This is a genomic window from Aromatoleum buckelii (assembly GCF_012910785.2).
GTDB lineage: Bacteria > Pseudomonadota > Gammaproteobacteria > Burkholderiales > Rhodocyclaceae > Aromatoleum > Aromatoleum buckelii.
The window spans coordinates 572012-593641 of sequence record NZ_WTVH02000009.1 but is presented as its reverse complement, the minus strand read 5'-3'; the positions used below and the strand labels follow the sequence as shown (position 1 = coordinate 593641).

Genomic DNA, 21630 nt, shown 5'->3' with positions numbered 1-21630 from the left:
GGCTGACGCCCTGGCTCGGCCACCCCGCGCTGTGGCACTGGTCGCGCCCCTGCGTCGCGCCCGGCGTCGTCATTGCTGCGCTCGTCTGAAGCGCTGTCGCCGAGCTGCGTCGCTCAGCCGCCGCCGCGCTGCATCGCGCGGTCGAGCGCCGCGAGCAACGCACGACGCGTTGCCGGGTCGCCGCCGGCGAAGCGATAGCGCACGACGACGACCGGCAGCTCCAACAGGCCGAGCCGGCGCACGCCACGCGATTCCGTTTCGATGTCGAGCTGCGTGTGACCTTCCCGCACGCGGAACCCCCCGAAGGCGAGCGTCTCGACGCCCGCGGGCCAGGCCTTGCGCAATTCGCGCTCGAATTGCTGCGGCGACGCGCTGACTTCGCGCTCGAACTCATCCGCGATCGGCGCGAGTCCCAAGTCCGGTCCCCGCGCTCAACCGCCGGCAATCGGCGGCCACACCGCGAGCTCGTCGCCGTCGCCGAGCCGGCGCGTCGCACGTGCCGCCGGCGGCACGAAGTGGCCGTTGACAAGCACGAGGTGCGGGCTGCGTTCGGGCACCCGGAAACGCGCGATCAGCTCCGCGACGGTGATGCCCTCCTCGACGTCGAGTTCGACGCGGTTGCCGTCGCGCTCGGGCGGGAGATAGTCCGTCAGCGACGCGAAGAGCTTGAACGCGACCCTCATCCCGCGCGCCCCCCTCGCGCACCGCCGCACGCACGCAATGCAAAAGTCACCGTGCGAGCGCCATCGGTTGCTGCGAGCGCGCGATGTACGCATCGACGAACTGCAGCGGCGAACGCAACAGCCGCTCCTTCCATTCGCCGAGGCGCACCTTGCCGTGAATCAGGCCGCGCAGCGCACCGACGTGCTCGGTCAGCCCGATCGAGGTCGCGCCGATCAGCACGTCGTCCTTGAACTGCAGGCTCAAGTAGCGGTACGCCGCTTCGTCGACGTGTTCGACGCCGGCCCCGCCGCGCTCGCGTTCCTCGCCCCACCATTGCCCGAATGACGACGAGATCAGCCCGAGCGTGTCGAGCACGTTGATCGCGAGAACGCCTTTCAGGCGCGTCTCGTGCCCCGCCATGTTGAGCGCGGCGACGCGCGCCTGATCGGCCGCGTTCGGCTGGATCGCGGCAACGAGATGCGCGCCGGTGAAGAGGTCCGGCGCCTCGGCGACGTCGCCGGCGGCGAAGATGCCGGGGATGCTGGTCTCGAGCCGGTCGTCGACGAGCACGCCTTTCGCGACATGCACCGGCGTCGATTCGAGGAACGCGATGTTCGGCGCGACGCCGGCGGCGACGATGACGAGATCGGCGACGACGACTTCGCCGGTCGACAGCGTCACGTCGAGCGGCGCATCGTTGCTCGCGCGGCAATCGATACGGCTGACGCCGGCGTTCGTCACAACGCGCACGCCCTGGTCCTCGACCCATTTGCGGATCATGCCGCCGGCCTGCGGCGTCATCATCCGCGGCACCATGCGGTCGCCCATCTCGACGACCGTCAGTTCGACGCCGCGCGCGGCGAGCGCTTCCATGATGATGCAGCCGATGAAGCCTGCGCCGAGCTGCAGCACGCGTGCCCCGGGGGTCGCGAAACGGGCGATCGCGCGCGCGTCCTCGAGCGTCCAGCAGGTCTGCACTTCCGGCAGATCGATGCCCGGGATCGGCGGACGCACCGGGTGCGAGCCGGTCGCGATCAGCAGCCGGTCCCACGATTCGAAGTGGCCGTCGTCGAACAGGATGCGACGCCGCTCGCTGTCGAGCGACACCGCGCGCCCGCGCACCTCGTGGATGCGCAAGCGGTCGAAATGGCCGGGCGACTTGCGCAGCCATGTGCCCGACTCGTCGATGTTTCCTTCCAGCAGGTAGGGGATCGCCATGCGCGAATACGGCGGCGCGTCTTCGCTGCCAAAGAGCAGGATGTCGTCGGCTGGCGCGGCGCGGCGCAGGGTTTCGGCGGCAATCACGCCCGCCGGGCCGTTGCCGAGTATCACGTGTTTCATCGGGAAGGTCCTCGTTCGCGTCGGGTAGGCGCGGCCCGTACGGGCGGCCGCGTAGGCGGGAGGCGGGGAGGCGGTGCAGGACGCTGCGCCGCCTCCCGCAGACAAATCATCCGGCGGTCACGACAGCCCCAGCCGGGACAGCGTTTCCGGCGTCGGCGTGCCTTCCGGCGTCCAGCCGCGCACGCCGTAATACTCGGGCAGCATCTCGGCGAGGCGATTCACCATGCCTTTCGCGGGCCCAGTCTTTGCCGGTTCGCTCGTGAGGCGCGGCGGCAGGTTGTCGTCCTTCGCGGCCAGGCCGGCAGCGTTGTTGAACTGGCGCTCCATGTTCCAGATGCGCTCGCCGACCGTCGCGAGCTTGTCCATCGACCAGTCGCCGTCGCAGGCCGCGGCGATCTGCGGCTGCACGTCGGCGAGCGTCCACGCGAACGACGTGAACACGCAGATGCCGGCCGAATCGAACACCGCGGTCGCGTCCTGGAACGCCTTGACGAGCTCGGCCTTGCCCTCGATGACGTGCGGATCGGTCTTGACCGGCACGCCGAGCACTTCGGAGGCGACCGTGTAGCCGCGCAAATGGCATGCGCCGCGGTTCGACGTCGCGTACGCGAGGCCCATGCCCTGGATGCCGCGCGAGTCGTAGGCAGGGAATTCCTGGCCTTTGACGCTCATCGACAGCTCCGGGTGGCCGTATTTCGCGCACAGGCGCTTCGAGCCGAGGCCGATCTCGCGCCCGAAACCTTCGCCGGTCGCGGTCATCTCGGCGAGCTTCGCGAGCGCCTCGGCCGAGCCGAACGGCGCGTCGAGGCCGAGCTGCTCCTGGGTCAGCACGCCCATCTCGTACAGCTCCATCGCCGCGCCGACCGTCGCGCCGAACGAGATCGGGTCCATGCCCTGCTCGTTGCACAGCAGGTTCGCGTACTGCAGCGCTTCGAGGTCGCCGACCCCGTTCGCCGCACCGAGCGCCCACGCTGCCTCGTATTCGAGCCCGCCGGAAGCACCCCAGTATTTCGGGTTGTTCTTTACCGTGAAATGAGTCTTGTCGATTGCCGAGATGCGGCCGCACGCGATCGTGCAGCCGAAGCATGCCGCGTTCGTCACGAGCTGCGGCTTGCCGTCGCTCGGGCGCTTCTCGTGCATCGCCTCGGCCGAGATCTTTGACGCGTCCTCGAACTGCACGTCGCGATGGTTGCGCGTCGGCAGCGCGCCCATCTCGTTGATGACGTTCATCATCACCTGCGTGCCGAATTTCGGCATGCCCTCGCTCGTCACCGGGTTGCCGGCGAGCACTTTCTTCGCCTCGCTCGTCGCTTGGACGAACCCGGGGAAGTCGCGGATCCCCGAAACGCCTTTGGTGCCGCGGATCGCGACCGCCTTGAGGTTCTTCGAACCCATCACCGCGCCGACGCCCGAACGCCCCGCCGCGCGATGGAGATCATTGACGATGCATGCGAACATCACCTGGTTCTCGCCCGCGCGGCCGATCGACGACACGCGGATCAGCGGGTCCTGGTGTTGCGCGCGGATCGTCCCCTCGGTTTCCCAGCAGCTCCTGCCCCACAGGTGGGAAGCGTCGCGCAGTTCGGCGCGCTCGTTCTCGATGAAGAGGTACACCGGCGTCGGCGAGCGGCCTTCGAAGATCACCATGTCCCAGCCGGCGAACTTCATCTCGGCGCCGAAGAAGCCGCCGGAGTTCGAACAGGCGATCGCGCCGGTCAGCGCTCCTTTCGTGACCACGGTGTAGCGCCCGCCGGTCGAGGCCATCGTGCCGGTCAAGGGGCCGGTCGCCATGATCATCTTGTTGTCCGGCGACAGCGGATCGACTTTCGGATCGGTTTCGGAGACGAGGTATTTCGTCGCCAGCCCGCGCGACCCGAGGTATTCGTCGGCCCACTGCATGTTCAGCGGCTCAGGCGTGCACGTGCCTGCGGCGAGGTTCACGCGGAGGACCTTGCGATTCCATCCCATGATGTCCGCTCCTCTCAAGCCGCCGAGGCCGGCGTGTTGGCTTTCGCCGCCCAGGCCTGCATGCGCGCGAGGCCTGTCCAGTCGGCATCGATGTAGGTGATCGCGGCAGTCGGGCAGGCTTTCGCGCACGCCGGATCCCCCTCGCACAGGTCGCATTTCTGCACCTTGCCGGTGTCTTGGTTGTAGTTGATCGTGCCGAACGGACAGGCGATCGTGCAGACCTTGCAGCCGACGCAGGTGTCTTCGAACACCATCTTCGCGCCGGTCGTCAGGTCGAGCCGGATCGCATCGACCGGACAGGAGTGCAGGCACCATGCTTCGGTGCACTGAGTACAGGTGTAAGGCACTTTGCGCCCTTCATGTTCGAAGCTGAAGACCTTGATGCGCGACTTGCTGGGATTGATGACGCCGGTGTGTTCGTATGAGCATGCCATTTCGCACTGCAGGCAGCCGGTACACTTGGCGGGGTCAATGTGAAGCGATTTCCACATCGATGATTTCCTCCGGGCTGTGACACGTTTTCGAGACTACGAGCATCGCCAACGGGCTTTCGACTGCCTGGCGCCGAGGGGTCCGGCTGCGGGCGTTTCCGTTCGCCGATCCGGCTTTTGCGTTCCCGAAAGTAGCACCGGGGCCGGGCCGAAGCAATCTGTTTTCCCGACGCCGCGCAAGGGAGGGCACAACGTTCCTGCCCGGCCCCCGATGTCCGCTTCAGGAAGCCCGGCAGCGGCGCTTCAGTCGTCATCGTCCTCGTCCTCGTCATTGGGCAGCGCCGCTTCGACGCCCGCGCCGACGACCTTGGCGCCGACTTTCACCGTCGTCGCGACGACCGACACCGCTGCGTCGGCAACGGCGAAGACGGCGCAGCCGCCGGTCAGCAAAAGAGCCGCGGTCAGCGCAGCCAGCAGGATCGCTCTCATCGATTGCCTCGGAAAAACCGCATCATGCATCGAACCCGCGCGGTCGCGGGTGGCGCAACGAAAATTCGTGCAGCCGGCGAAATCATGCGCCACCGCCACCCCGGCGACAATCGACGTCCCGGGGGAGTGGCGCGAATCCAGGGCTAATCCAGGGCTAATCCAGGGCGAATCCAGCGCCGATTCAACGCGATGGGCGACGAGGCGCGGCGGCGGCGAGCCTGCCGGGCGCCGCGCCGGCTTCGTACCAGCCCTTGCTCGCATTGACCATGCGCACCAGCCACAGCATGACCGGCACCTCGATCAGCACGCCGACGACGGTCGCCAGCGCCGCTCCCGAATCGAAGCCGTAGAGGACGATCGCGACCGCGACCGCCAGTTCGAAGAAGTTCGACGCGCCGATCATCGTCGAAGGCCCGGCGACCCTGTGCGCGACTCCGAGCCTGCGGTTCAGCCAGTAGCCGAGCGCCGCAATGAATATCCCCTGCAGCAGGATCGGCACCGCCAGCATCGCGATGACGAGCGGCTGTTCGATGATCGCCTGTCCCTGGAACGAGAACAGCAACACCAGCGTCGCCAGCAGCGCGACGATCGAAACCGGGCCGATGCGCTCCATGGCGTGACGGAAAGCCGGCTCGCCGCGGGCGAGCAGCGGCCGACGCACGAACTGCGCGATCGCCAGAGGGATGACGATATACATCACGACCGACAGGAACAGCGTCTCCCACGGCACCGGAATCGACGACACGCCCAGCAGCAGCGCGACGATCGGCGCAAAGGCGAACACCATCACCAGGTCGTTGAGCGCGACCTGGCTGATCGTGAAGTTCGCATCGCCGCGGCACAGGTTGCTCCACACGAAAACCATCGCCGTGCAGGGCGCCGCGCCGAGCAGGATCAGCCCGGCGACGTAGCTGTCGAGCTGTTCGGCCGGCAGCCACGGCGCGAACACGTGGCGGATGAAGATCCAGCCGAGCAGCGCCATCGTGAACGGCTTGACCGCCCAGTTGACGAACAGCGTCACGCCGATGCTGCGCCCCTGTGCGCGCACTTCGTGCAGTGACGCGAAGTCGATCTTCATCAGCATCGGCACGATCATCACCCAGATCAGCACCCCGACCGGGATATTGACGTGCGCGACTTCGAGCCGTCCCACCGCCTGGGCTGCCGCCGGCAGGACCTGCCCCAGCACCGTGCCTGCGACGATGCACAGGAACACCCAGACGCTGAGGTAACGCTCGAATCGTCCGAGCGGAATGCACGCCTCGTTTTGCGCCATCACTTCACCTTGCGCGGACATGACAAGCGCTGCCTCCCTTCAATTCGCATGATTTCCCGCCAGCGCCCGCAGCCGCCCGATTCCGGTCGGCTCGTCGGCCTGCATCGCAACGAGCGCGAGCCGCTTCGCGTGATGCTCGCGCACCGCCTCGATCTGCGCCCATTCCTGCCCGGCGCGCCGGCGCAGCAGCGGCGCCGCAGTCGTCGTCGCGGCCAGGCTGTTGTTGATGATCCACGCCCACGGCTCGATGCCGGCGCGGCGCAGGTCGGCCTGCAGGCTCGCGGCCTCGAGCAGCGGGGTCGTCTCGGCGAGGGTCACGACCAGCACTTTCGTCTGCGCGGGGTCCTGCAGCTGCATCATCGGCGTCGTGAATTGCGCGACGCCGCTCTTGTCCATGTGGCGCGCCACTTCGCGGTGATACGCGCCGGTCGCGTCGAGCAGCAGCAGCGTGTGCCCGGTCGGCGCCGTGTCCATGATCACGAACTTGCGCCCGGCCTCGCCGATGACGCGCGAAAACGCCTGGAACACCGCGATCTCTTCGGTGCAGGGCGAACGCAACTCTTCTTCGAGCAGCGCCCTGCCCTGCGCGTCGAGGCTCGCGCCGCGGGTGTCGAGCACATCGCGACGGTAGCGTTCCGTCTCCGCCTGCGGATCGATGCGGCTGACGGCGAGGTTCGGCAGCGAGCCGTCGAGCGTGTCCGCGAGGTGCGCTGCCGGGTCCGACGTCGTCAGATGCACCGGAAAGCCGCGCTGCGCGAGTTCGACGGCAATCGCCGCCGCCAGCGTCGTCTTGCCGACGCCGCCCTTGCCCATCAGCATCACCAGGCCGTGACGATCGGTGGCCAGTTCATCGACGACGCTCGCCAGGTCCGGCAAGGCGGGGCGATCGTCCGGCGCAGCGGCGGGGGCCGAGGCCTGCGCTGCCGCCTCGGTGCTGCCGAGCAAGGCCCGCAGCGCCGGCAGGCCGACCAGGTTGAACGGCATCAGCGGCACCCGGTCGGTCGGCAGGCCGCGCAGCCCGGCCGGCAGCTCGTCGAGCGCCGCTGCTTCGCGTCGCAGCACCGCCGCCGCCAACGCGTCGTCCGCGGCCGCTTCCGCCGCGGGCAATACGCCGTTGATGACGAGGAACTGCCGCGCGAGGCCGATCGCCGCGAGCTCGACATGCGTGCGGGCGACTTCGCGCAGCGTCGAAGCCTGCGCGCGCGCGACGAGCACCAGCCGCGTGCGCGCCGGGTCGGCGAGCGCGCTGACCGCTGCGCCGTACTGCTCGCGCTGCTTGTCGAGCCCGGCCAACGGGCCGAGGCAGGACGCCCCGTCGGTATTGTTCTGCAGGAAACCCGACCATGCGCCTGGCAATTGCAACAGGCGGATCGTGTGGCCGGTCGGTGCGGTGTCGAACACGACGTGGTCGAATCCGGCCGTCAAGGCCGCATCCGTGAGCAGGCCGGTGAACTCGTCGAACGCCGCGATCTCGGTCGTGCACGCGCCGGACAACTGTTCCTCGATGCTGCGCACGACGGCCTCGGGCAGCACGTCGCGCACCGGACCGACGATGCGCTCCCGATAAGCCCGCGCCGCGGCCTGCGGGTCGATCTCGAGCGCAGACAGGCCGGGCACCGCCGTCAGCGGCGTTATGCGGTTGCCGATCTCCTGTTCGAACACCTGCGCAACGTTCGAGGCGGGGTCGGTGCTGACGAGCAGCACGCTGCGCCCGGTCCCCGCGAGATGGATCGCAGTCGCACACGCGAGCGAAGTCTTGCCGACGCCGCCCTTGCCGGTGAAAAAGAGGTAACGCGGAGGCTGGTCGAGGAAACGCATCGCGATTCCCGCGCCTCAGCAGCAGCGGCCGCCGCTGCAGCACTCGCTCGCCGGCAACGGCGTGAGCTTCGCCTTCACTCCCGCCCAGCGCGCCAACTCGCTGCGATTCGGGTAGCGCCCCGCGAGCGCCACCTCGCCGTCGACGAGCACCAGCGGCAGCGCGTCGGCCCCCGAACGCTCGAGGAAGCCCTTCACCACCGCGTTCCCGGCAAAAGCGAGCGGCTGCTGGGCGAGGTTGTAGCGCTCGATCGCGATGCCCTCCTGCTTCGCCCACTCGACGTCGGCGGCGAAGTTCACGAGCTGCTGGTCGACATCGGTGCCGCACACGCCGGAACTGCAGCACAGCGCGGGATCGAAGATCTGGATCGTGGTCATGACGGATTCCTTAAAAGTTCTACGGGGTCAGGCAGCGATCTGCCCGATGCGCTCGAGCGCCGCGCGGAAGGCGGCTGGATCGCGTCGGGCAAGGTTTTCCGGAAGCGTGAGAAACGCTTCGATGCGGGCGCGCAGCGTGCGGTAGGCATGTTCGAAGGCGGCGTCGATCCGGGCATCGCTGCCGCTCGCCTCGGCGGGATCCTCGACGCCCCAGTGCGCGCGCACGACGGGTCCGAGATAGGCCGGACACGTTTCACTGGCTGCGCTGCCGCAAACGGTAATGACGAGGTCGGGCGTAACCGGAAGTTCATCCCACGACTTGCTCGACAGCCCTTCGGTCGAGATCCCTTCGCGCGCCAGCAGCGCGAGCGCGCGCGGGTGGACGTAGCCGGCAGGGCGGCTGCCCGCGCTGATCGCTTCCAGCCCCTGCGGGGCCAGCACGTTGAACGTGGCTTCGGCGAGAATCGAGCGGCACGAGTTGCCGGTGCACAGGAACAGCACTTTCATGCCCGGCGCTCCGTACCGACACTGCGGCTGCCGGCGCAGTCCGCAAGCTGCGCCTCGGCATCGCATATCGCCGCACAGCGCCCGGGGACGCCGGCGCAGCAGTTTTCGGTGAGGAAACCGATGACTTCGGCCATCAGCGAAAGATTCGCCCGGTAGCGCAGAAAGCGCCCCTCCTGTTCGACGGTGAGCAGGCCCGCCTGGGTGAGCGTGCGCAGGTGGAAAGACAGGCTGCTCGGGGCGACGTCCAGTGCAGAGGCGATCTCGCCGGCGACGACACCCGTCGGCTCCGCCTTGACGAGTAGTCGAAACACATCCAGCCGCACTCCGGACGAGAGACTCTCGAACACCGCAAGCGCTGATTTCTGGTCCATGATTCTATGTTTCCACTATTTTCGAAATATTGTAGAGCAGCGAATCGCGGGCGGTCAATTCGGGAACGGACCAGCATGAAAACGGGCAAGGAGCTGGCTCGCTGCCCGTCCAGATCAACGGCCTTCGTTTCGGCTGCGTCGGGCGACTGCTTACTGCCGTGCTTGCGCCCGCACGGCAGGCCCGTCAGTTGGCGAGAAGCGCCCTGGCTTCCGCGAGAAGCCTCTGCCCATCGTGGCCTTTCGCCGTGGCTTCGCTGACCCACTCCATCGCGACCCCGTCCGAGGCCTTCTGCCACTTCTTCACTTCGTCCGCGGGCACCATGTAGAACGTGTTCTTGTGATCCACGCCCGACTGGCGCCCGGTCAGCGTCGCCTCGTCAAAAACCTTGCCCGCCCACGCCGACATGTCGGCCCCGCTGTTAGCGTCGATGACTTTCTTCAGTTCCGCCGGCAGGCTGTCGTATTTCGCCGGATTCATCGCCAGCACGAAGGTGGTCGTCGACAGCAGCGGCATCGTCGGGTCGGTCTCGCTGTGATACTTCACGATCTCCTGCGCCTTGATCGCCGGCACCACTTCCCACGGCATCATGGCGCCATCGATGACACCTTTGGCGAGGCTCTCCGAGACCTGGGGCATCGGCATCGGCACCGGCGTCCCGCCGAATGCGGTCACCATCTGGGTGGCGAGACGGGTCGGCGCACGCAGTTTGAGGCCATTGAAATCCGCCATCGTCCTGATCGGCTTCTTCGTCGTGTGCAGCGCCATTCCGGCAATGACGTGGAACATCAGCGGCCGTATACCCCGATATTCGTCCGTCGCGTTTTTCGTCGCATAGGCCCACAACGCCCGGCTGGACTTTTCACCCGAAATGCCCATGAACGGCAGTTCGAACACCTCCGACACGAGGAAGCGCCCCGCCTGGTACCCGGGAACCGCCCAGACGATGTCGGCGACGCCATCCTTGGCCTGATCGAACAGTTGCGCCGGCGTCCCCCCCATCTGCATGGCCGGATAGATCTGGCATTTCAGCCGGCCTGCGGATTCCGCGCCGATCTTTGCACACCACGGCTCGATGAGTTTCACCTGGGCATTCGACGACGGCGGCAGAAAGTGGTGCAGGCGCAGTGTGACGACGTTGTCCCCTTGCGCGTGGGCGGCGCCGAACGTCATCAGGACGGAGGCGAAAAGCGGTGTGAGCACGTTGCGAGTCTTCATCGTTTTTCCTTTCTACAGGTGGGATGACCGGCTTCGGCCGTGACCAACAGTCCGAACCGGATGCAGCGGAACGCCCAGGAAAACAGCAGCAAAAGAACTGCGGATCGGCCGCGCACCGCCTCCGTACCCGCGAAAGGCTCGCACCGATGGCCCGTCGGTCAATGCGTGCGAATGATGGTTCACTCATTACAAGTTGTCAAACGCGATTGCCGATGCACCTTCAGGTACCACCCATCCGAACCTGAGGCGAGCCGACGCCGGCTATCGGCCGTGGTGATGGCCTGTGCGTACGAGGCGCGCGCCATCGTGCACGAGGCGAAGTTCGCATGTTGGGGGCAGTGAGCTTCGGCGATATCGACGCCACCAACAGCAACGTAAGCCGGCTGGCCGGCGAGAGGCAATCGCCGGATACACGAGGCACTCGGCGCCGGACGGGACGTGATTACAACCGGGACAAAGGGTGAAGGCGGCGAGGAAACGTGCTGCCCGTCACCGGCAGCTTCCGCAACAGCGGAAGGCCCGGCCCTGCCGAAAGGCGAAGTCCGGGCCGGGCCTGATACGATCAGGCGTAGCCTTTTGCCGTCGCCGCCGCAGGCGCAGCGACGGGCGGCTGTGCGTTCACGCTTGGGATATGGCGTTTGACGAGCGCCAGCGCAACGAGCGTCAAGACCATCGTGAAGCCGAGCATCGACAGGTAGGACGACGCGCCGCCGGAGGTGATGACGGCAGCGCCCGCGAACGAGCTCAGGATCGCGCCGAGGCGGCCGAAGGACAGCGCCGAGGCGGTGCCGGTGGCGCGCACGATCGTCGGGTAGACATATGCGCACAGCGCGTACATCGTTGCCTGCACCGCGATGACGAACATGCCGTGCACGCCGAGGCCGATCATCAGCCAGGTTCCGTTCTCGGCGATATCGACGTACTTGAGCAGGAACGCGCTCGCAGCCGCGCCGACCGAGCACAGGATCAGCGGCCAGCGCGAGCCGAAACGCGTGATCGCGACCGCGCAGCCCAGCGACCCCACGACGCCGCCAAGGTTGTAGGCGGTCAGACCGGAACTGGCCAACGCCGCGGGAAGCCCCTCGGACGCGAGCATCGCCGGCAGCCAGCTGAACGCGGTGTAGGTCGCCAGCATGACCATGAAGAATCCGCACCAGATCGCGAGCGTGTCGCGTGCCAGTCCCCCGGCGAACAGCGAAGCGAATCCGGCGCGCTGTTCGGCCGCCCGCTCCGCCGCATCGACGAAAGTCGTGTCGGGGGTGGTCGGACGGGCCATGCGGGCGAGCAGTTTCTTCAGCGCCGGCCAGTAATTCGGTTTGCGGGCGAGATAACGGGGCGACTCGGGGAGCGTTGCGAGCAGCACGAAACTGTACGCGATCGGCAATGCGCCGCCGATCCAGAACAGCCCGCGCCAGCCGAACACCGGAAGGATTGCGCTCGCGAACAGGCCCGCGAGCATGCCGCCGAGCGGGTAGCACACGATCGTCGAGGTGACTGCGAGAGTCCGATGACGCGCGGGCGTGAACTCGGCGGTCATCGTCGAGGCGCTCGGCAATGCACCGCCGATCCCCAGGCCTGCGATGAATCGCAGCACCGAGATCGTGACCACGTCGGGCGCGAAGCCGATCGCGCAGGTCGCAATGCCGAACAGGAACACGCTCGCGGCGACGACCAGCCGCCGGCCGATCCGGTCGGCAACGATCCCGGCGCAGGCGCTGCCGACTGCCATGCCGACGAGGCCCGCCGCCACCGCCGGCGCAAACGCCGCGCGGGTGATGCCCCACTCCTTGATCAGCATCGGGATCGCAAACCCGATCAGCTGTCCGTCGAATCCGTCCATGACGATCGCGAACGCGGCGAGCATGACGGCGAGCATCTGCATCGACGTGAAGGGTCCGTGATCGAGGATCCGGCCGATGTCGACGGGCGCCCCGCCGGGCGACGATTTTTGCAGCATGAACTTGTCTCCGTTGAATTCCTGATCGCGTGCCGTTTTGATTTCATGCGCCGCCGCGTGCGCTCGCGGCGCGCCGCACGACCTCCATCCGGAGGCCTCGCTGGAAGCAACCCGGGCGGGACGGCCCAAAACGGGCGGAACAATAGCAGTTGATTTGGTGGGAATCAAGCAGTTGCAGATACAACTTTTTTGCCGTCGCTGCGGAAATGCAGGGCAGCCAGCACATCGGCATTCAATGCGAGTTACATACAGGCGGGCGCACGCGACCGCCTATGCGGATGCCGCTCATTCCCCGGTGCGCGTCCGCCCTTCTCGTCGATCGCCTCGAAATGCGGGGCCGCGGCGAACGCGCCGGGCGGGAGTCGGAGTGCGTTTCTCGTCGCGCCGCCGGCCGTGCTGGCGGGCGAGCATCTCGTCCACCGTCTCCGACATGCTGCGCGCGAGCGCCACTGCCGCTTCGGCATCAGGATAGTAATCGGGCAGTCGGTAGCCCAGCCACGCGTACGCCGAGTACTTCTTGCACGCGTCCTCCGCCGCCTGCAACGCATAGCGCGCGTCGCCGACCGGTTCGATCGACAGATGCGAGCTACGCTCCTTCGCCAGCGCCCGCGCCCATCCCTGCCACGCCTGATTGAGCGTTTCGACCCGCGTCGACACCGGCACGAGCGACAGCGTGAAGCGGTGCTCGAGCGACAGCGGCAGGGAGTCGAGCCATTGCGCGCGCTCGGTCTGCTCGCTGAGGTCGCCGGGGAGAAAGAAATCATCGGTGAGGTCGATGTTGCGCGAGAACAGTTCGAGCAGCCGCGCCAGCGTACGCTCCCCGGTTGCCGCGGCGATGCTCTTCACGTGCCGTAGCGACGGGGTGACGTAGAAGCCGCGGTTCGACAACGGGTCGGCCGGCGTGCGCATCAGGCGCGAGATGATGCGGTGGGTGTGGTCATCGAATCCAGCCACCAGCCCCGCCTCGTGCAGGCCGAAACGCCCCGCCCGGCCGGCGATCTGGTGCGTGAGCCACGGCGCCAGGAGGTCCTCGGAGATGCCGTCGAACTTCTTCGCGGTGGAGAACACGACCCGCGCGACCGGAAGATTGAGCCCCATGCCGATCGCGTCGGTCGCGACGACGATGTCGGCCTCGCCGTCGCGAAAGCGCTGCGCCTGCGCGCGCCGGACCTCGGGCGAGAGGTTGCCGTAGATCGTCGCGACGCGAAATCCGGCCGCGGCGATGTTCGTCGCCCAGTTGAGCACGTCGCGGCGCGAGAACGCGATGACCGCGTCGCCGCGGCGCAGCTGGCCGATGCTGCCCACGGCGCGCGGCGCCATCTCGAGCGGCGACTTGCGCGCGAGCGTGGTCACTTCGAGCTCGCAGCCAAGGCGCTCGGCGAGCGCCTCGACCGCTGGACGCGCCGACAGCGCGCCGAGCAGATACACGGTCTTCGCCGCCGCCCCGCACACGGCAGCGGTCCAGGCGGAGCCGCGCTCGAGGTCCTCGAGCATCTGGATCTCGTCGATCACCGCGACTTCGACCGCGCGCGACGTGTCGAGCATCTCGATCGTGCTTGCGACGTGTGTCGCCCCGGGCGTGAGGCGGCGCTCCTCGCCGGTCACCAGGCTCACCGCGACGCCGCGGTCGGCGAGGCGTTCGTAGTTCTCCAGCGCGAGCAGGCGCAGCGGCGCGAGGTACACACCCGTTGCTGCCTGCGCGAGCGCTTCCATCGCCTGATGGGTCTTGCCGGAGTTCGTCGGCCCGAGGATCGCGACGAAGCGGCGCCGCATCATGAATGCGGTCTCGAACGACTCGGGGTAGCGGGTGAGCTGGACCGTGCCGCGCGCGACCTCGGCAAGCGTCTCGGTGCGACGGCGTGACGACGCTTCGGCGAGCCGGTCCTCGACGATGCGAAAGCGCCGGCTCGCCAGCTCCTTGCCGGTTTCGAGCGCGCGCAGAAAGCGCGCTCCGGCCAGCCCCTCGGCTTCGGCCTCGCGCAGCACACGCGCGACAAAACGGTGCACCTCGCTTTCGAACTCGGCGACCGACGCCTCGTTGAGCCGCTCGCGGACCAGCGCCAGATGACGCTCGGCAGCGAGCTTGCGCCACTTCTGGACACGGGCGAGGACGCCGCGCTCGGGCACGAGGCGGAACGGATAGCGGCGACCATCGACCTCGACATTGCCGGCGACCTCGATCGCGACCGCGCCTTCGTTGTGCACCAGCCGGGCGCCGAATCCCTGCAGGTAGGCGTGCAACTCGCGGGCGACGTCAAGCAGCGCGTCGTCGCCTTCCGGGTCCTGCCCGGCCGGAACGATCGCTTCGGGATCGATGAAGAAGTTCTCTTCCAATTTGTTCGACTCGGTCAATAACGACGCAAACTTCGACGGCAGGCGCTTCGCACCGGCGCAGCCGCCCCATTCCTTCCCCCGAAACCCCCAGTACCTGCCGCCCGACCCTAACGCGCTATGGGCGGCACGCGCTGAGGAACTTCGCAGTGTGCGGAAAGCCAGCGGGCTTCGGTTTCCATCTGCATGTCGCCGTGCGCCGACTTCATATTGACGCGCGTCGTGAAGTGTTCCGGACTGCTGACCCGCGCCGCGAAGTCGCCGGTGGCTTGCGGCTGCGTGCAGGTCAGGCGTCCCGTCACGCTGTCGCCGGTCTTCATCACGTTGCCCAGCGTGCAGTTGCCCTCGGTCTTGCCGGAGTAGATGTTGTCCTCCTTCGCCTGTTCCGGCGAGATGCAGCTGCGCACCGTGCCATCCTGCCCCAGGGTCACGCCGCGTTCCGTCATCTGCTGCTCGACGATGCGGCGCATGTCCGGAGGAAGGCTCTTCAGATGCTGCTGCATCTGCGCCATCTGCGACGACATGTCGGGCAGCCCGCCGATGTTCATCCGCGTCGAGCGAAATTCCCACAGCCCGGGCCGAATATCCGCGGCATGCCCGGCTGCAGTCATGCACAGCACCGAAAGACCGAGAATCAGCGAACGTGCCGTACTCATCAGCGCATCACCTTGCCGGCCATACGCAAGATGTCGTCGAGCATGTTGCCGTCGCCGTCGAGGTCGAGCATCGAAGCGAGTCCCGGAGCAGCGCGGCCAGGGGTTGCATCGCCGGCAGCGCCTGACGGTCGGTCGCCGAACAGACCTCCCAGGCCACCGAGCCCGCCGCCCATTGGAGAGGAGTGCCCGGCGTCGCCGGCGCCCCGCTGTTTCGCCAAATAGCCTGCGACGAGCATTGCAAGCATCGGCAGCATCTTCTTCAACAGCGAGGGATCGAGGCCCGACCGGTCGGACGCGTTCTGCGCGACTGCGCGACTTACGTCCTTCGAGCCGAATATCTCGCCGAGCACGTTGTCGCCCCGGCTCACGTCCGTGGGTTGCGGCGCCAGCACCTGATCGAGAAGCGCACCGCCGCCCAGTTGCCCGAGCAGTCCATCGAGTCCTTCGGCCCCCGCAGGCTGTGACTGCGCCTGCTTCTTGAATCCGCCAAGGATTGCCGGAACGAGCGCCTCGGCGCCCCTCGCCGCCTGCGTCTCGCTAAGGCCCAGTTCGCGCGCGAGCGACTGCAGCCCGCCTGTCTGCGCAAGGATGTCCGTGATCTGCATGTGCTTGCTCCTGTAGGGATGGTTACGCAGCCGGCCCGGGCCGGGCCGGGCAGGGAAAACCGCGCCGCGCCGTACTCGGTTTCCGGAGATGAAGAAACAGCCCGTCCTGCCGGAGCGCAGCTGCGTGAATCTTGATGATAGTGCCGCCCCTCGATTTTCACCACGATGGGGCCGGCACTGGCGGGCCGCTCAATCGAACCACTCGTCCTCGTCGCCACCAACCGGTTCGATAATGCCGCAAGCAGCGCGCCCGCCCCCTGCGCAACCGGGGACCGCGCCGTCAGGACAATAGGTATCGGGATCGACATGCACGATGAGGGCGCTGCCGTCGCTGTCGAACACCCCGAGCGGGCCGGGCGAAAGGGTGACTCGGCTGGTGGTGGTCCTGAGCATGCCGCGACCATTCTTGACGTCGAGGTTGATCAGGTCGCCGGCGTGGAATGGGTGATTACCGTCGGGCGACACGTGGCCGTACGGTCCCGGATCGAAATGACCACCCGCGGCGGCGCAGGTGGGCGCACACGCTCCGGTCTGATGAATATGAACCGCATGCAGGCCATCGGGCAATCCTTTCACCGAAATCTGAACATCGACGAGCTTCACCCCTTCGGGCGAGGGACGCTCGACAAAACGCGCCGCTCCCACAATACCGGGATCGGTGCAGCCATCGATCGTGGCCGACGCCCTCAAGCGCATCATGCGATCCCCATCTCGCTCCATCGAGTCGGCAGCCTGCGCTGCCGGAAACAGACTCCCCAGTGCAACCGCAATCACCGCCGTACGGCATCCTCGCATCATCACAGTCTCCTTGTTCATTGAAGGACTACCATTAAGGGACGGACGGGAGCACGATGAAACCGAAGCCCCAGCGGCCTCGCCGTCGAGCGCAGCTGTTGCGCTTCGGCCCCCACCTCCGAGGCTCCAGCGGCACGCCCCGCCGATGCTCGCCCACATGACGCCAATGCGCTGGCGGTAACGGCATCCTTACTGTATAGGTGCCCGACACCGGGTCCGGTAGTTGCGATTCGTGCCCGTAGGCGCCGAATCAGGATGCCGGCTTTCACTCGGGCATCGAGCGCAAGGTTTACGCTTGTCGCCTGGCACCTTGACTGGGCCTTTGCAGAACGTCGCCAAACGGGCGGACGCGAAGTGCCCTGGAACGGGCTGAGGTCACTTTCCAGGCGCTAGTGCCGGCTCTGGATCTCCTCGATGTAGCCGATCATGCCGGTCCGGATATTTGCCGCGTTGCCCTCGTCGGTATCGATGTGCATCGCCAGGCGATAGGCGGGATTCACCCGCACCACGACATCGCCGAAGATCATTTCGCGGTCACCGCCCACACGTACGCGCACGACGTAGTTGTCGCGCACGCGAAAGCGCAGCGCGTCCTCGGGAGCCATGTGGATATGCCGCTGTGCGCAGATCACGCCGCGCTCGAGCGTCGTGCTGCCGTACGGGCCTTCGAGAGTCACGCCGGGAGTATTGGCGAGGTCGCCGGACTGGCGGATCGGAGGCTGGATGCCGACCTTGAACTGCTCGGTCATGGCGATCTCCACCTGGGTTTCCTTGCGCGTGGGTCCGAGAACGCGGACGTTGGCGATCCGCCCTTTGGGACCGACCAGGTGAACCTTTTCGCTGCAGGCGAACTGGCCCGGCTGGGAAAGCTCGTGTTCCGGCGTCAGCTGGTGCCCGGGCCCGAACAGTTTGTCTACGTCGGCTTGCGACAGGTGCACGTGGTGGGCCGAGACCTCGATCGGGATCGGCGCCTCGGGATGGCCTTCCTTCATCGCCACCGTCAGGTCATTGCGCTCGATCGCGCGCAGGGTTTCCCAGGCCACCAGACGCTCGTCGTCATTGGCGATAACAAGGATGGTGACCGGTGAATCATCAGCCGAGATGACGCTGCAGGAATTGACCTTGCCGAGGTTGCGGTTCTTTTCCTCGTCGAGCCGAATGCCCATGTAACCCAGGCCCTGGCAGGCCAGGCTGCGCACGGCGGCACTGGTTTCGCCGACGTCGCCGGTGAAGGTCAGCACATCGATGCCCCCCATCGCCGCGACGCAGGCGCCGATGTTCTTGCGCACCTGATAGCAGAACGCCTTGTGCGCAAGCAGCGCGCGATGATGTCCTTCGTTGGCGGCAGCCTCGATCTCGTGGATATCGCCGGAGATGCCGGAAATGCCTTTCATGCCGCTCTCGGTGTTGATCAGATTCGAGAGCTGCTCCGGCGACATCCCGCAGTTCTGCAACAGATGGATCATCACCGCCGGATCGACGCTGCCGGAGCGACTTGGCATGATCAGGCCGTCGGCAGGCGTCATCCCCATCGTGGTGTCGACCGAGCGGCCGTGGTCGATCGCACACAGCGAGGCGCCGATCCCGAGATGGCAGGACACGATCTCCAGTTCGCCCAGCGGACGCCTGAGCACTTCGGCCGCCTTCAGCGACACGTAGCGGTGCGAGGTGCCGTGGAACCCGTAGCGGCGAATGCCGCCCTGCTTGTACAGCTCGTAGGGCAACCCGTACAGATACGCGTAGGGCGGCAGAGTCTGGTGGAAAGCGGTGTCGAACACTGCGACATGCGGCACCCCGGGCAGTTGCCTCATTGCCTCCCGGATGCCCTGGACGTTTACCGGGTTGTGCAGCGGGGCGAATACCGAGAGCGCCTCGATGTCGGCGATGACCGCCGGCGTGATGACGGCTGCACTGGAAAACCTGCTCCCGCCATGCACCACGCGATGGCCAACGGCGCTGACCTCCTGCGGATGAAAGGCGAACGCATCGCCGAGCAATCCGGTGGCCGCCTGCATTACCGCGAACAGCTCGGACAGCGGAAACCGCGCGCACTCCATGTTGCGGACATGCGGACCGACTGCGACGCTGATGCGGGCAATGTCCTCGTCGATGTTGTCGATGATGCCGTGGATGTCGGAACCGAGATCCCGGGTGTCGTAGATGCCGAAATGAATCTGGCTGATTCCGACGTTGAGCACCAGGACCTTGCCCGGCGTGCTGGTACCGAGCGACAGCGCATACGGATCATCCGATCTGGCGATGGCCCGGCTCTGGGCGGTCGCGAGATCCACCGACATCGCCCGGCTCCGTTCGGCCAGCAGGCGCGAGAGGTAGGCAACAGCCTTCGGATTGGTCAGGATGCAGGCTTCGAAGACTTCCCGCGGGATCATGAGCACGAAGCAGCGGTTGCCGGCGATGACGTCGGCAATGATGCGATCGCCGGTGAGCAGCGACATCACGCCGAACACATCGCCCGCGCCGAGCTCGCTGATCACCGATCGCGTGCCGGTGTTGTCGGTGATCGAGATCTCGGCGTGGCCACTGACCACCACTCCGATATAGCGGCCCTCGTCACCGGTTTCGAGGATCGCTTCGTTGCCCTCGAAAGTCGCCATGCGGGATCTGGCGACGATCTCCTCGACCTTGCCCGCGGGGAAACTCTCGAACAGGCGTACCTGCTCGAGGAAAAACCTCTTCAGGTCAGCTTCGCTCATACCGTTTTCGCTCCAATGCGTTATTCCGTGCATTGAAGACTAGCATTCTGCTGCAACGCACCAAAGCACTCTTTCCGCCGGGCCGCAGCCGGGAGCCAGCACCTGCAGGTTCCCTCACCGCATCTCGAACAACTCCTGGTGAAACCTCTCCTCGGCGAACCCTTTCGCGCTGAACGCCCGACGCAATGCCTGCCCGAATCCGGCCGGTCCGCAGAACCACAACCCGGCGGCTTGCCAGTCCGGCACACGGCGGCAGATCCCGTCCGCATCGAGGCGGCCATCCCGGTCGGCAATCAGGACATGCAGCCGTACCCTTGCGCGCTCGGCGAGTTCCCGGATGCTCGCGATGAAATTTTCGTCCAGCGCGCTCGTGCTGTAGAAAAGATCGACCGGCGGATGGGACGGTTCCCCCGCCAGCCCCTGCAGACGGGCGATGAAGGGCGTGATGCCGATACCGCCCGCGACCCAGATCTGGTGCGCCTGGTCGCCGCTGAAGTCGAAGCGGCCGTAGGGGCCTTCCACTTCGACCGGGCTTCCCACGCTGAGCGTCTCCGGCAGGCTCTTCGTGTAGTCGCCCAGCGCCTTGATCATGAACACAAGCCGCCCGTCCCCTTTCCACGCTGACGAAATCGTGAAGGGATGCGGCCCCTCGCGCCGGTCGAAGGTGACGAAGGCGAACTGGCCGGCGTCGTGGCCACGCCACGGGCTCTTCAGCCTGAGCCCGACTTCGAGCACCTGATTGCCCGGATGGCGCACGAGCGTCTCGATCTCGGCCGCGGCGCGATGGCTGCGGCCGATCTGGCCGCGCAGGGATTTGACTGCCGCGTAGCTGCCGGCCGCCATCAACACCCCCATCACGACGCCGACGGCAGTGCCCCAGTATGAGAATGGCAGCAGGATCACGCTGTGCACCACGAGCGCCAGGTACACAACCGCCAGGACGCGGTGTATCTGGAAGAAGCGACGGTAGGGAAAGCGCTTCGTCAGCGCGATCGCAGCAGCGATGACGAACGCGTAGAACGCCCACTCGCCGATGGTCTCGGCCAGGCCGCGCTGCTCCTGGAAGAAGCGGAAAATTTCCACAGTCTGCTCGGGACGAGGGCCGCGCTGCGGACGCTCGAGCCACCCCCAGCCCACCGCCCATTTCGGCCCCTTGCCCCAGAGCCAGTGCGTGACGCCCAGCACCAGCCCGGAAATGCCAAGCCACTTGTGCAGCCGATAACCCTTGTCCAGCCCGCCGAGGAGCGGTTCCAGGATCACCGGTCGCAAAGCCAGCACCATGGCGAAGCTCATCACGCCCATCGCAAGCACGCCGGTGTAGTTGACCACCAGCTTGCGCACGGCGAAGAAACGGTCGCCCTGCAGCAACAGCGGATCGGCCTGCCACCACAGCAGGCTGAGCAAGATGAGGACGAAGATGAGTCCGAGCTTGATTCGTTTCATGATGAAAACTCCGGGGCATGCAGTGACCGGGGCCTGCGTCGACGCGGCAGGCGGGGCAGGCGGGGCAGGCGGGGCAGGATCATGCCCTGCGCCTGAGCCTTCTCTTGTACCGGGATGTAGGACAGCGGGATCGTCCGGATGAAAAAGTGGCGCCAGAGGATGTCGAGGATGTCCGAAAGGCGCTTCGCCATTCAGCGGGTTTCCGGCACACCTTGCCATCCCGGATGCTCGAACAGCAGCCCGTAGAGTCTCAGGTCCTGGACGACCTTCATCAATCCGACGCGCCGCGCGTCATCGTGGCCTGCCGTGCGCATGAGCTCGAGCCCGTCGCGCATGTCGCCAAGCAGCAAGCTCGCCTGTCTGCCCGCCGCGCGGGAAAGCGCCCTGTCCGCAAGAATCGAATCGATTTCCCTGCCCACTTCCAACGCAAGCGCTGCGCCTTCAGCTTGCGTAAGGCGCAGGTCGGGATGAGCCTTGATGGAGGTGACGAGCGTCGCGCGGATCACCTCCATGCGCGGCCCGAGCGGTCCGGGCACGACGGGACGCTCCGCGGAAAGTTCGGAGCGCGCCGATTCGACGTCGGCCAGCGCCAAAACAGGCGCAACAAGCAGTGCTGAAACAAACAGGATCGAAGTTGCGGCGCGACGTTTCATGACAAGACCCGGTAGTTGTAA

General features: G+C 66.6%; 21 protein-coding genes. All 21 read right to left on the bottom strand.

The annotated features are described in order from the left end of the window. Positions 1–113: 113 nt before the first annotated feature. The 21 genes from GO608_RS08940 to GO608_RS08840 all read right to left on the bottom strand — a co-directional run bounded on the left by GO608_RS08940 (position 114) and on the right by GO608_RS08840 (position 21609). Positions 114–416 (bottom strand): hypothetical protein, encoded by a 303-nt coding sequence (locus tag GO608_RS08940; protein WP_169199466.1) that lies wholly within the window; start codon positions 414–416, stop codon positions 114–116. 15 nt (positions 417–431) lie between these two features. Then, a complete protein-coding gene (gene thiS, locus GO608_RS08935) occupies positions 432–683 on the bottom strand; it encodes a sulfur carrier protein ThiS (protein WP_169199467.1) in 252 nt (83 codons plus the stop codon). A gap of 46 nt (positions 684–729) precedes the next feature. Continuing rightward, positions 730–2004: an NAD(P)/FAD-dependent oxidoreductase gene (locus tag GO608_RS08930; RefSeq protein ID WP_169199468.1), complete on the bottom strand. Its 1275-nt coding sequence runs from the start codon at positions 2002–2004 to the stop codon at positions 730–732. A 117-nt stretch (positions 2005–2121) separates the two neighbouring features. Further along, on the bottom strand, positions 2122–3972 hold the full coding sequence (locus tag GO608_RS08925; RefSeq protein ID WP_169199469.1) for an aldehyde ferredoxin oxidoreductase family protein: 1851 nt from the start codon (positions 3970–3972) through the stop codon (positions 2122–2124). Between the two features lie 14 nt (positions 3973–3986). After that, positions 3987–4463: a 4Fe-4S dicluster domain-containing protein gene (locus GO608_RS08920; RefSeq protein ID WP_011238651.1), complete on the bottom strand. Its 477-nt coding sequence runs from the start codon at positions 4461–4463 to the stop codon at positions 3987–3989. 243 nt (positions 4464–4706) lie between these two features. After that, complete coding sequence (locus tag GO608_RS08915) at positions 4707–4892, bottom strand: NF038104 family lipoprotein (protein WP_169199470.1); 186 nt, start codon at positions 4890–4892, stop codon at positions 4707–4709. Between the two features lie 181 nt (positions 4893–5073). Beyond that, complete coding sequence (gene arsB, locus GO608_RS08910; protein ID WP_169199471.1) at positions 5074–6189, bottom strand: ACR3 family arsenite efflux transporter; 1116 nt, start codon at positions 6187–6189, stop codon at positions 5074–5076. Between the two features lie 18 nt (positions 6190–6207). Then, positions 6208–7986, bottom strand: a complete 1779-nt coding sequence (arsA, locus tag GO608_RS08905) for an arsenical pump-driving ATPase (protein WP_169199472.1) — start codon at positions 7984–7986, stop codon at positions 6208–6210. Positions 7987–8001: 15 nt separating this feature from the next. Continuing rightward, positions 8002–8361, bottom strand: a complete 360-nt coding sequence (gene arsD / locus GO608_RS08900; protein ID WP_169199473.1) for an arsenite efflux transporter metallochaperone ArsD — start codon at positions 8359–8361, stop codon at positions 8002–8004. A gap of 27 nt (positions 8362–8388) precedes the next feature. Next, complete coding sequence (locus tag GO608_RS08895) at positions 8389–8868, bottom strand: arsenate reductase ArsC (RefSeq protein ID WP_169199474.1); 480 nt, start codon at positions 8866–8868, stop codon at positions 8389–8391. Then, positions 8865–9239, bottom strand: a complete 375-nt coding sequence (locus GO608_RS08890; protein ID WP_169199475.1) for an ArsR/SmtB family transcription factor — start codon at positions 9237–9239, stop codon at positions 8865–8867. The genes GO608_RS08895 and GO608_RS08890 overlap by 4 nt, the downstream gene beginning before the upstream one ends. A gap of 184 nt (positions 9240–9423) precedes the next feature. After that, positions 9424–10455: a TRAP transporter substrate-binding protein gene (locus GO608_RS08885; protein ID WP_169199476.1), complete on the bottom strand. Its 1032-nt coding sequence runs from the start codon at positions 10453–10455 to the stop codon at positions 9424–9426. A 562-nt stretch (positions 10456–11017) separates the two neighbouring features. Further along, the gene (locus tag GO608_RS08880; protein ID WP_169199477.1) at positions 11018–12412 is read right to left on the bottom strand and encodes an MFS transporter; all 1395 of its coding nucleotides are present in this window, start codon (positions 12410–12412) and stop codon (positions 11018–11020) included. Positions 12413–12697: 285 nt separating this feature from the next. Further along, positions 12698–14746: a helicase-related protein gene (locus GO608_RS08875; RefSeq protein WP_247002964.1), complete on the bottom strand. Its 2049-nt coding sequence runs from the start codon at positions 14744–14746 to the stop codon at positions 12698–12700. Between the two features lie 107 nt (positions 14747–14853). Beyond that, on the bottom strand, positions 14854–15399 hold the full coding sequence (locus tag GO608_RS08870; protein ID WP_169197335.1) for a DUF3617 domain-containing protein: 546 nt from the start codon (positions 15397–15399) through the stop codon (positions 14854–14856). After that, on the bottom strand, positions 15399–16004 hold the full coding sequence (locus GO608_RS08865) for a DUF937 domain-containing protein (RefSeq protein WP_169197336.1): 606 nt from the start codon (positions 16002–16004) through the stop codon (positions 15399–15401). Before GO608_RS08865 ends, GO608_RS08870 begins: the two co-directional genes overlap by 1 nt. A 189-nt stretch (positions 16005–16193) precedes the next feature. Beyond that, positions 16194–16820, bottom strand: coding sequence for a superoxide dismutase family protein (locus GO608_RS08860; RefSeq protein WP_169197337.1), 627 nt, complete (start codon positions 16818–16820; stop codon positions 16194–16196). Between the two features lie 368 nt (positions 16821–17188). Continuing rightward, positions 17189–19513: an acetate/propionate family kinase gene (locus GO608_RS08855; protein ID WP_169197338.1), complete on the bottom strand. Its 2325-nt coding sequence runs from the start codon at positions 19511–19513 to the stop codon at positions 17189–17191. A gap of 114 nt (positions 19514–19627) precedes the next feature. Next, entirely contained in the window at positions 19628–20956 is a 1329-nt protein-coding gene (locus GO608_RS08850; RefSeq protein ID WP_169197339.1) for a ferredoxin reductase family protein, read from the bottom strand. Beyond that, positions 20953–21147 carry a hypothetical protein gene (locus GO608_RS08845; RefSeq protein ID WP_169197340.1) on the bottom strand — a complete coding sequence of 65 codons (195 nt, stop codon included), beginning with the start codon at positions 21145–21147 and terminating at the stop codon, positions 20953–20955. The genes GO608_RS08850 and GO608_RS08845 overlap by 4 nt, the downstream gene beginning before the upstream one ends. Beyond that, positions 21148–21609, bottom strand: coding sequence for a hypothetical protein (locus tag GO608_RS08840; RefSeq protein WP_169197341.1), 462 nt, complete (start codon positions 21607–21609; stop codon positions 21148–21150). It lies immediately after the preceding gene. Between the last annotated feature and the right edge of the window lie 21 nt (positions 21610–21630).

Coding starts and splice junctions, on each gene's coding strand:
- thiS (WP_169199467.1), bottom strand. CDS start 683: ATGAGGGTCGCGTTCAAGCTCTTCGCGTCGCTGACGGACTATCTCCCG.
- GO608_RS08930 (WP_169199468.1), bottom strand. CDS start 2,004: ATGAAACACGTGATACTCGGCAACGGCCCGGCGGGCGTGATTGCCGCC.
- GO608_RS08925 (WP_169199469.1), bottom strand. CDS start 3,972: ATGGGATGGAATCGCAAGGTCCTCCGCGTGAACCTCGCCGCAGGCACG.
- GO608_RS08920 (WP_011238651.1), bottom strand. CDS start 4,463: ATGTGGAAATCGCTTCACATTGACCCCGCCAAGTGTACCGGCTGCCTG.
- GO608_RS08915 (WP_169199470.1), bottom strand. CDS start 4,892: ATGAGAGCGATCCTGCTGGCTGCGCTGACCGCGGCTCTTTTGCTGACC.
- arsB (WP_169199471.1), bottom strand. CDS start 6,189: ATGTCCGCGCAAGGTGAAGTGATGGCGCAAAACGAGGCGTGCATTCCG.
- arsA (WP_169199472.1), bottom strand. CDS start 7,986: ATGCGTTTCCTCGACCAGCCTCCGCGTTACCTCTTTTTCACCGGCAAG.
- arsD (WP_169199473.1), bottom strand. CDS start 8,361: ATGACCACGATCCAGATCTTCGATCCCGCGCTGTGCTGCAGTTCCGGC.
- GO608_RS08895 (WP_169199474.1), bottom strand. CDS start 8,868: ATGAAAGTGCTGTTCCTGTGCACCGGCAACTCGTGCCGCTCGATTCTC.
- GO608_RS08890 (WP_169199475.1), bottom strand. CDS start 9,239: ATGGACCAGAAATCAGCGCTTGCGGTGTTCGAGAGTCTCTCGTCCGGA.
- GO608_RS08885 (WP_169199476.1), bottom strand. CDS start 10,455: ATGAAGACTCGCAACGTGCTCACACCGCTTTTCGCCTCCGTCCTGATG.
- GO608_RS08880 (WP_169199477.1), bottom strand. CDS start 12,412: ATGCTGCAAAAATCGTCGCCCGGCGGGGCGCCCGTCGACATCGGCCGG.
- GO608_RS08870 (WP_169197335.1), bottom strand. CDS start 15,399: ATGAGTACGGCACGTTCGCTGATTCTCGGTCTTTCGGTGCTGTGCATG.
- GO608_RS08865 (WP_169197336.1), bottom strand. CDS start 16,004: ATGCAGATCACGGACATCCTTGCGCAGACAGGCGGGCTGCAGTCGCTC.
- GO608_RS08860 (WP_169197337.1), bottom strand. CDS start 16,820: ATGAACAAGGAGACTGTGATGATGCGAGGATGCCGTACGGCGGTGATT.
- GO608_RS08855 (WP_169197338.1), bottom strand. CDS start 19,513: ATGAGCGAAGCTGACCTGAAGAGGTTTTTCCTCGAGCAGGTACGCCTG.
- GO608_RS08850 (WP_169197339.1), bottom strand. CDS start 20,956: ATGAAACGAATCAAGCTCGGACTCATCTTCGTCCTCATCTTGCTCAGC.
- GO608_RS08845 (WP_169197340.1), bottom strand. CDS start 21,147: ATGGCGAAGCGCCTTTCGGACATCCTCGACATCCTCTGGCGCCACTTT.
- GO608_RS08840 (WP_169197341.1), bottom strand. CDS start 21,609: ATGAAACGTCGCGCCGCAACTTCGATCCTGTTTGTTTCAGCACTGCTT.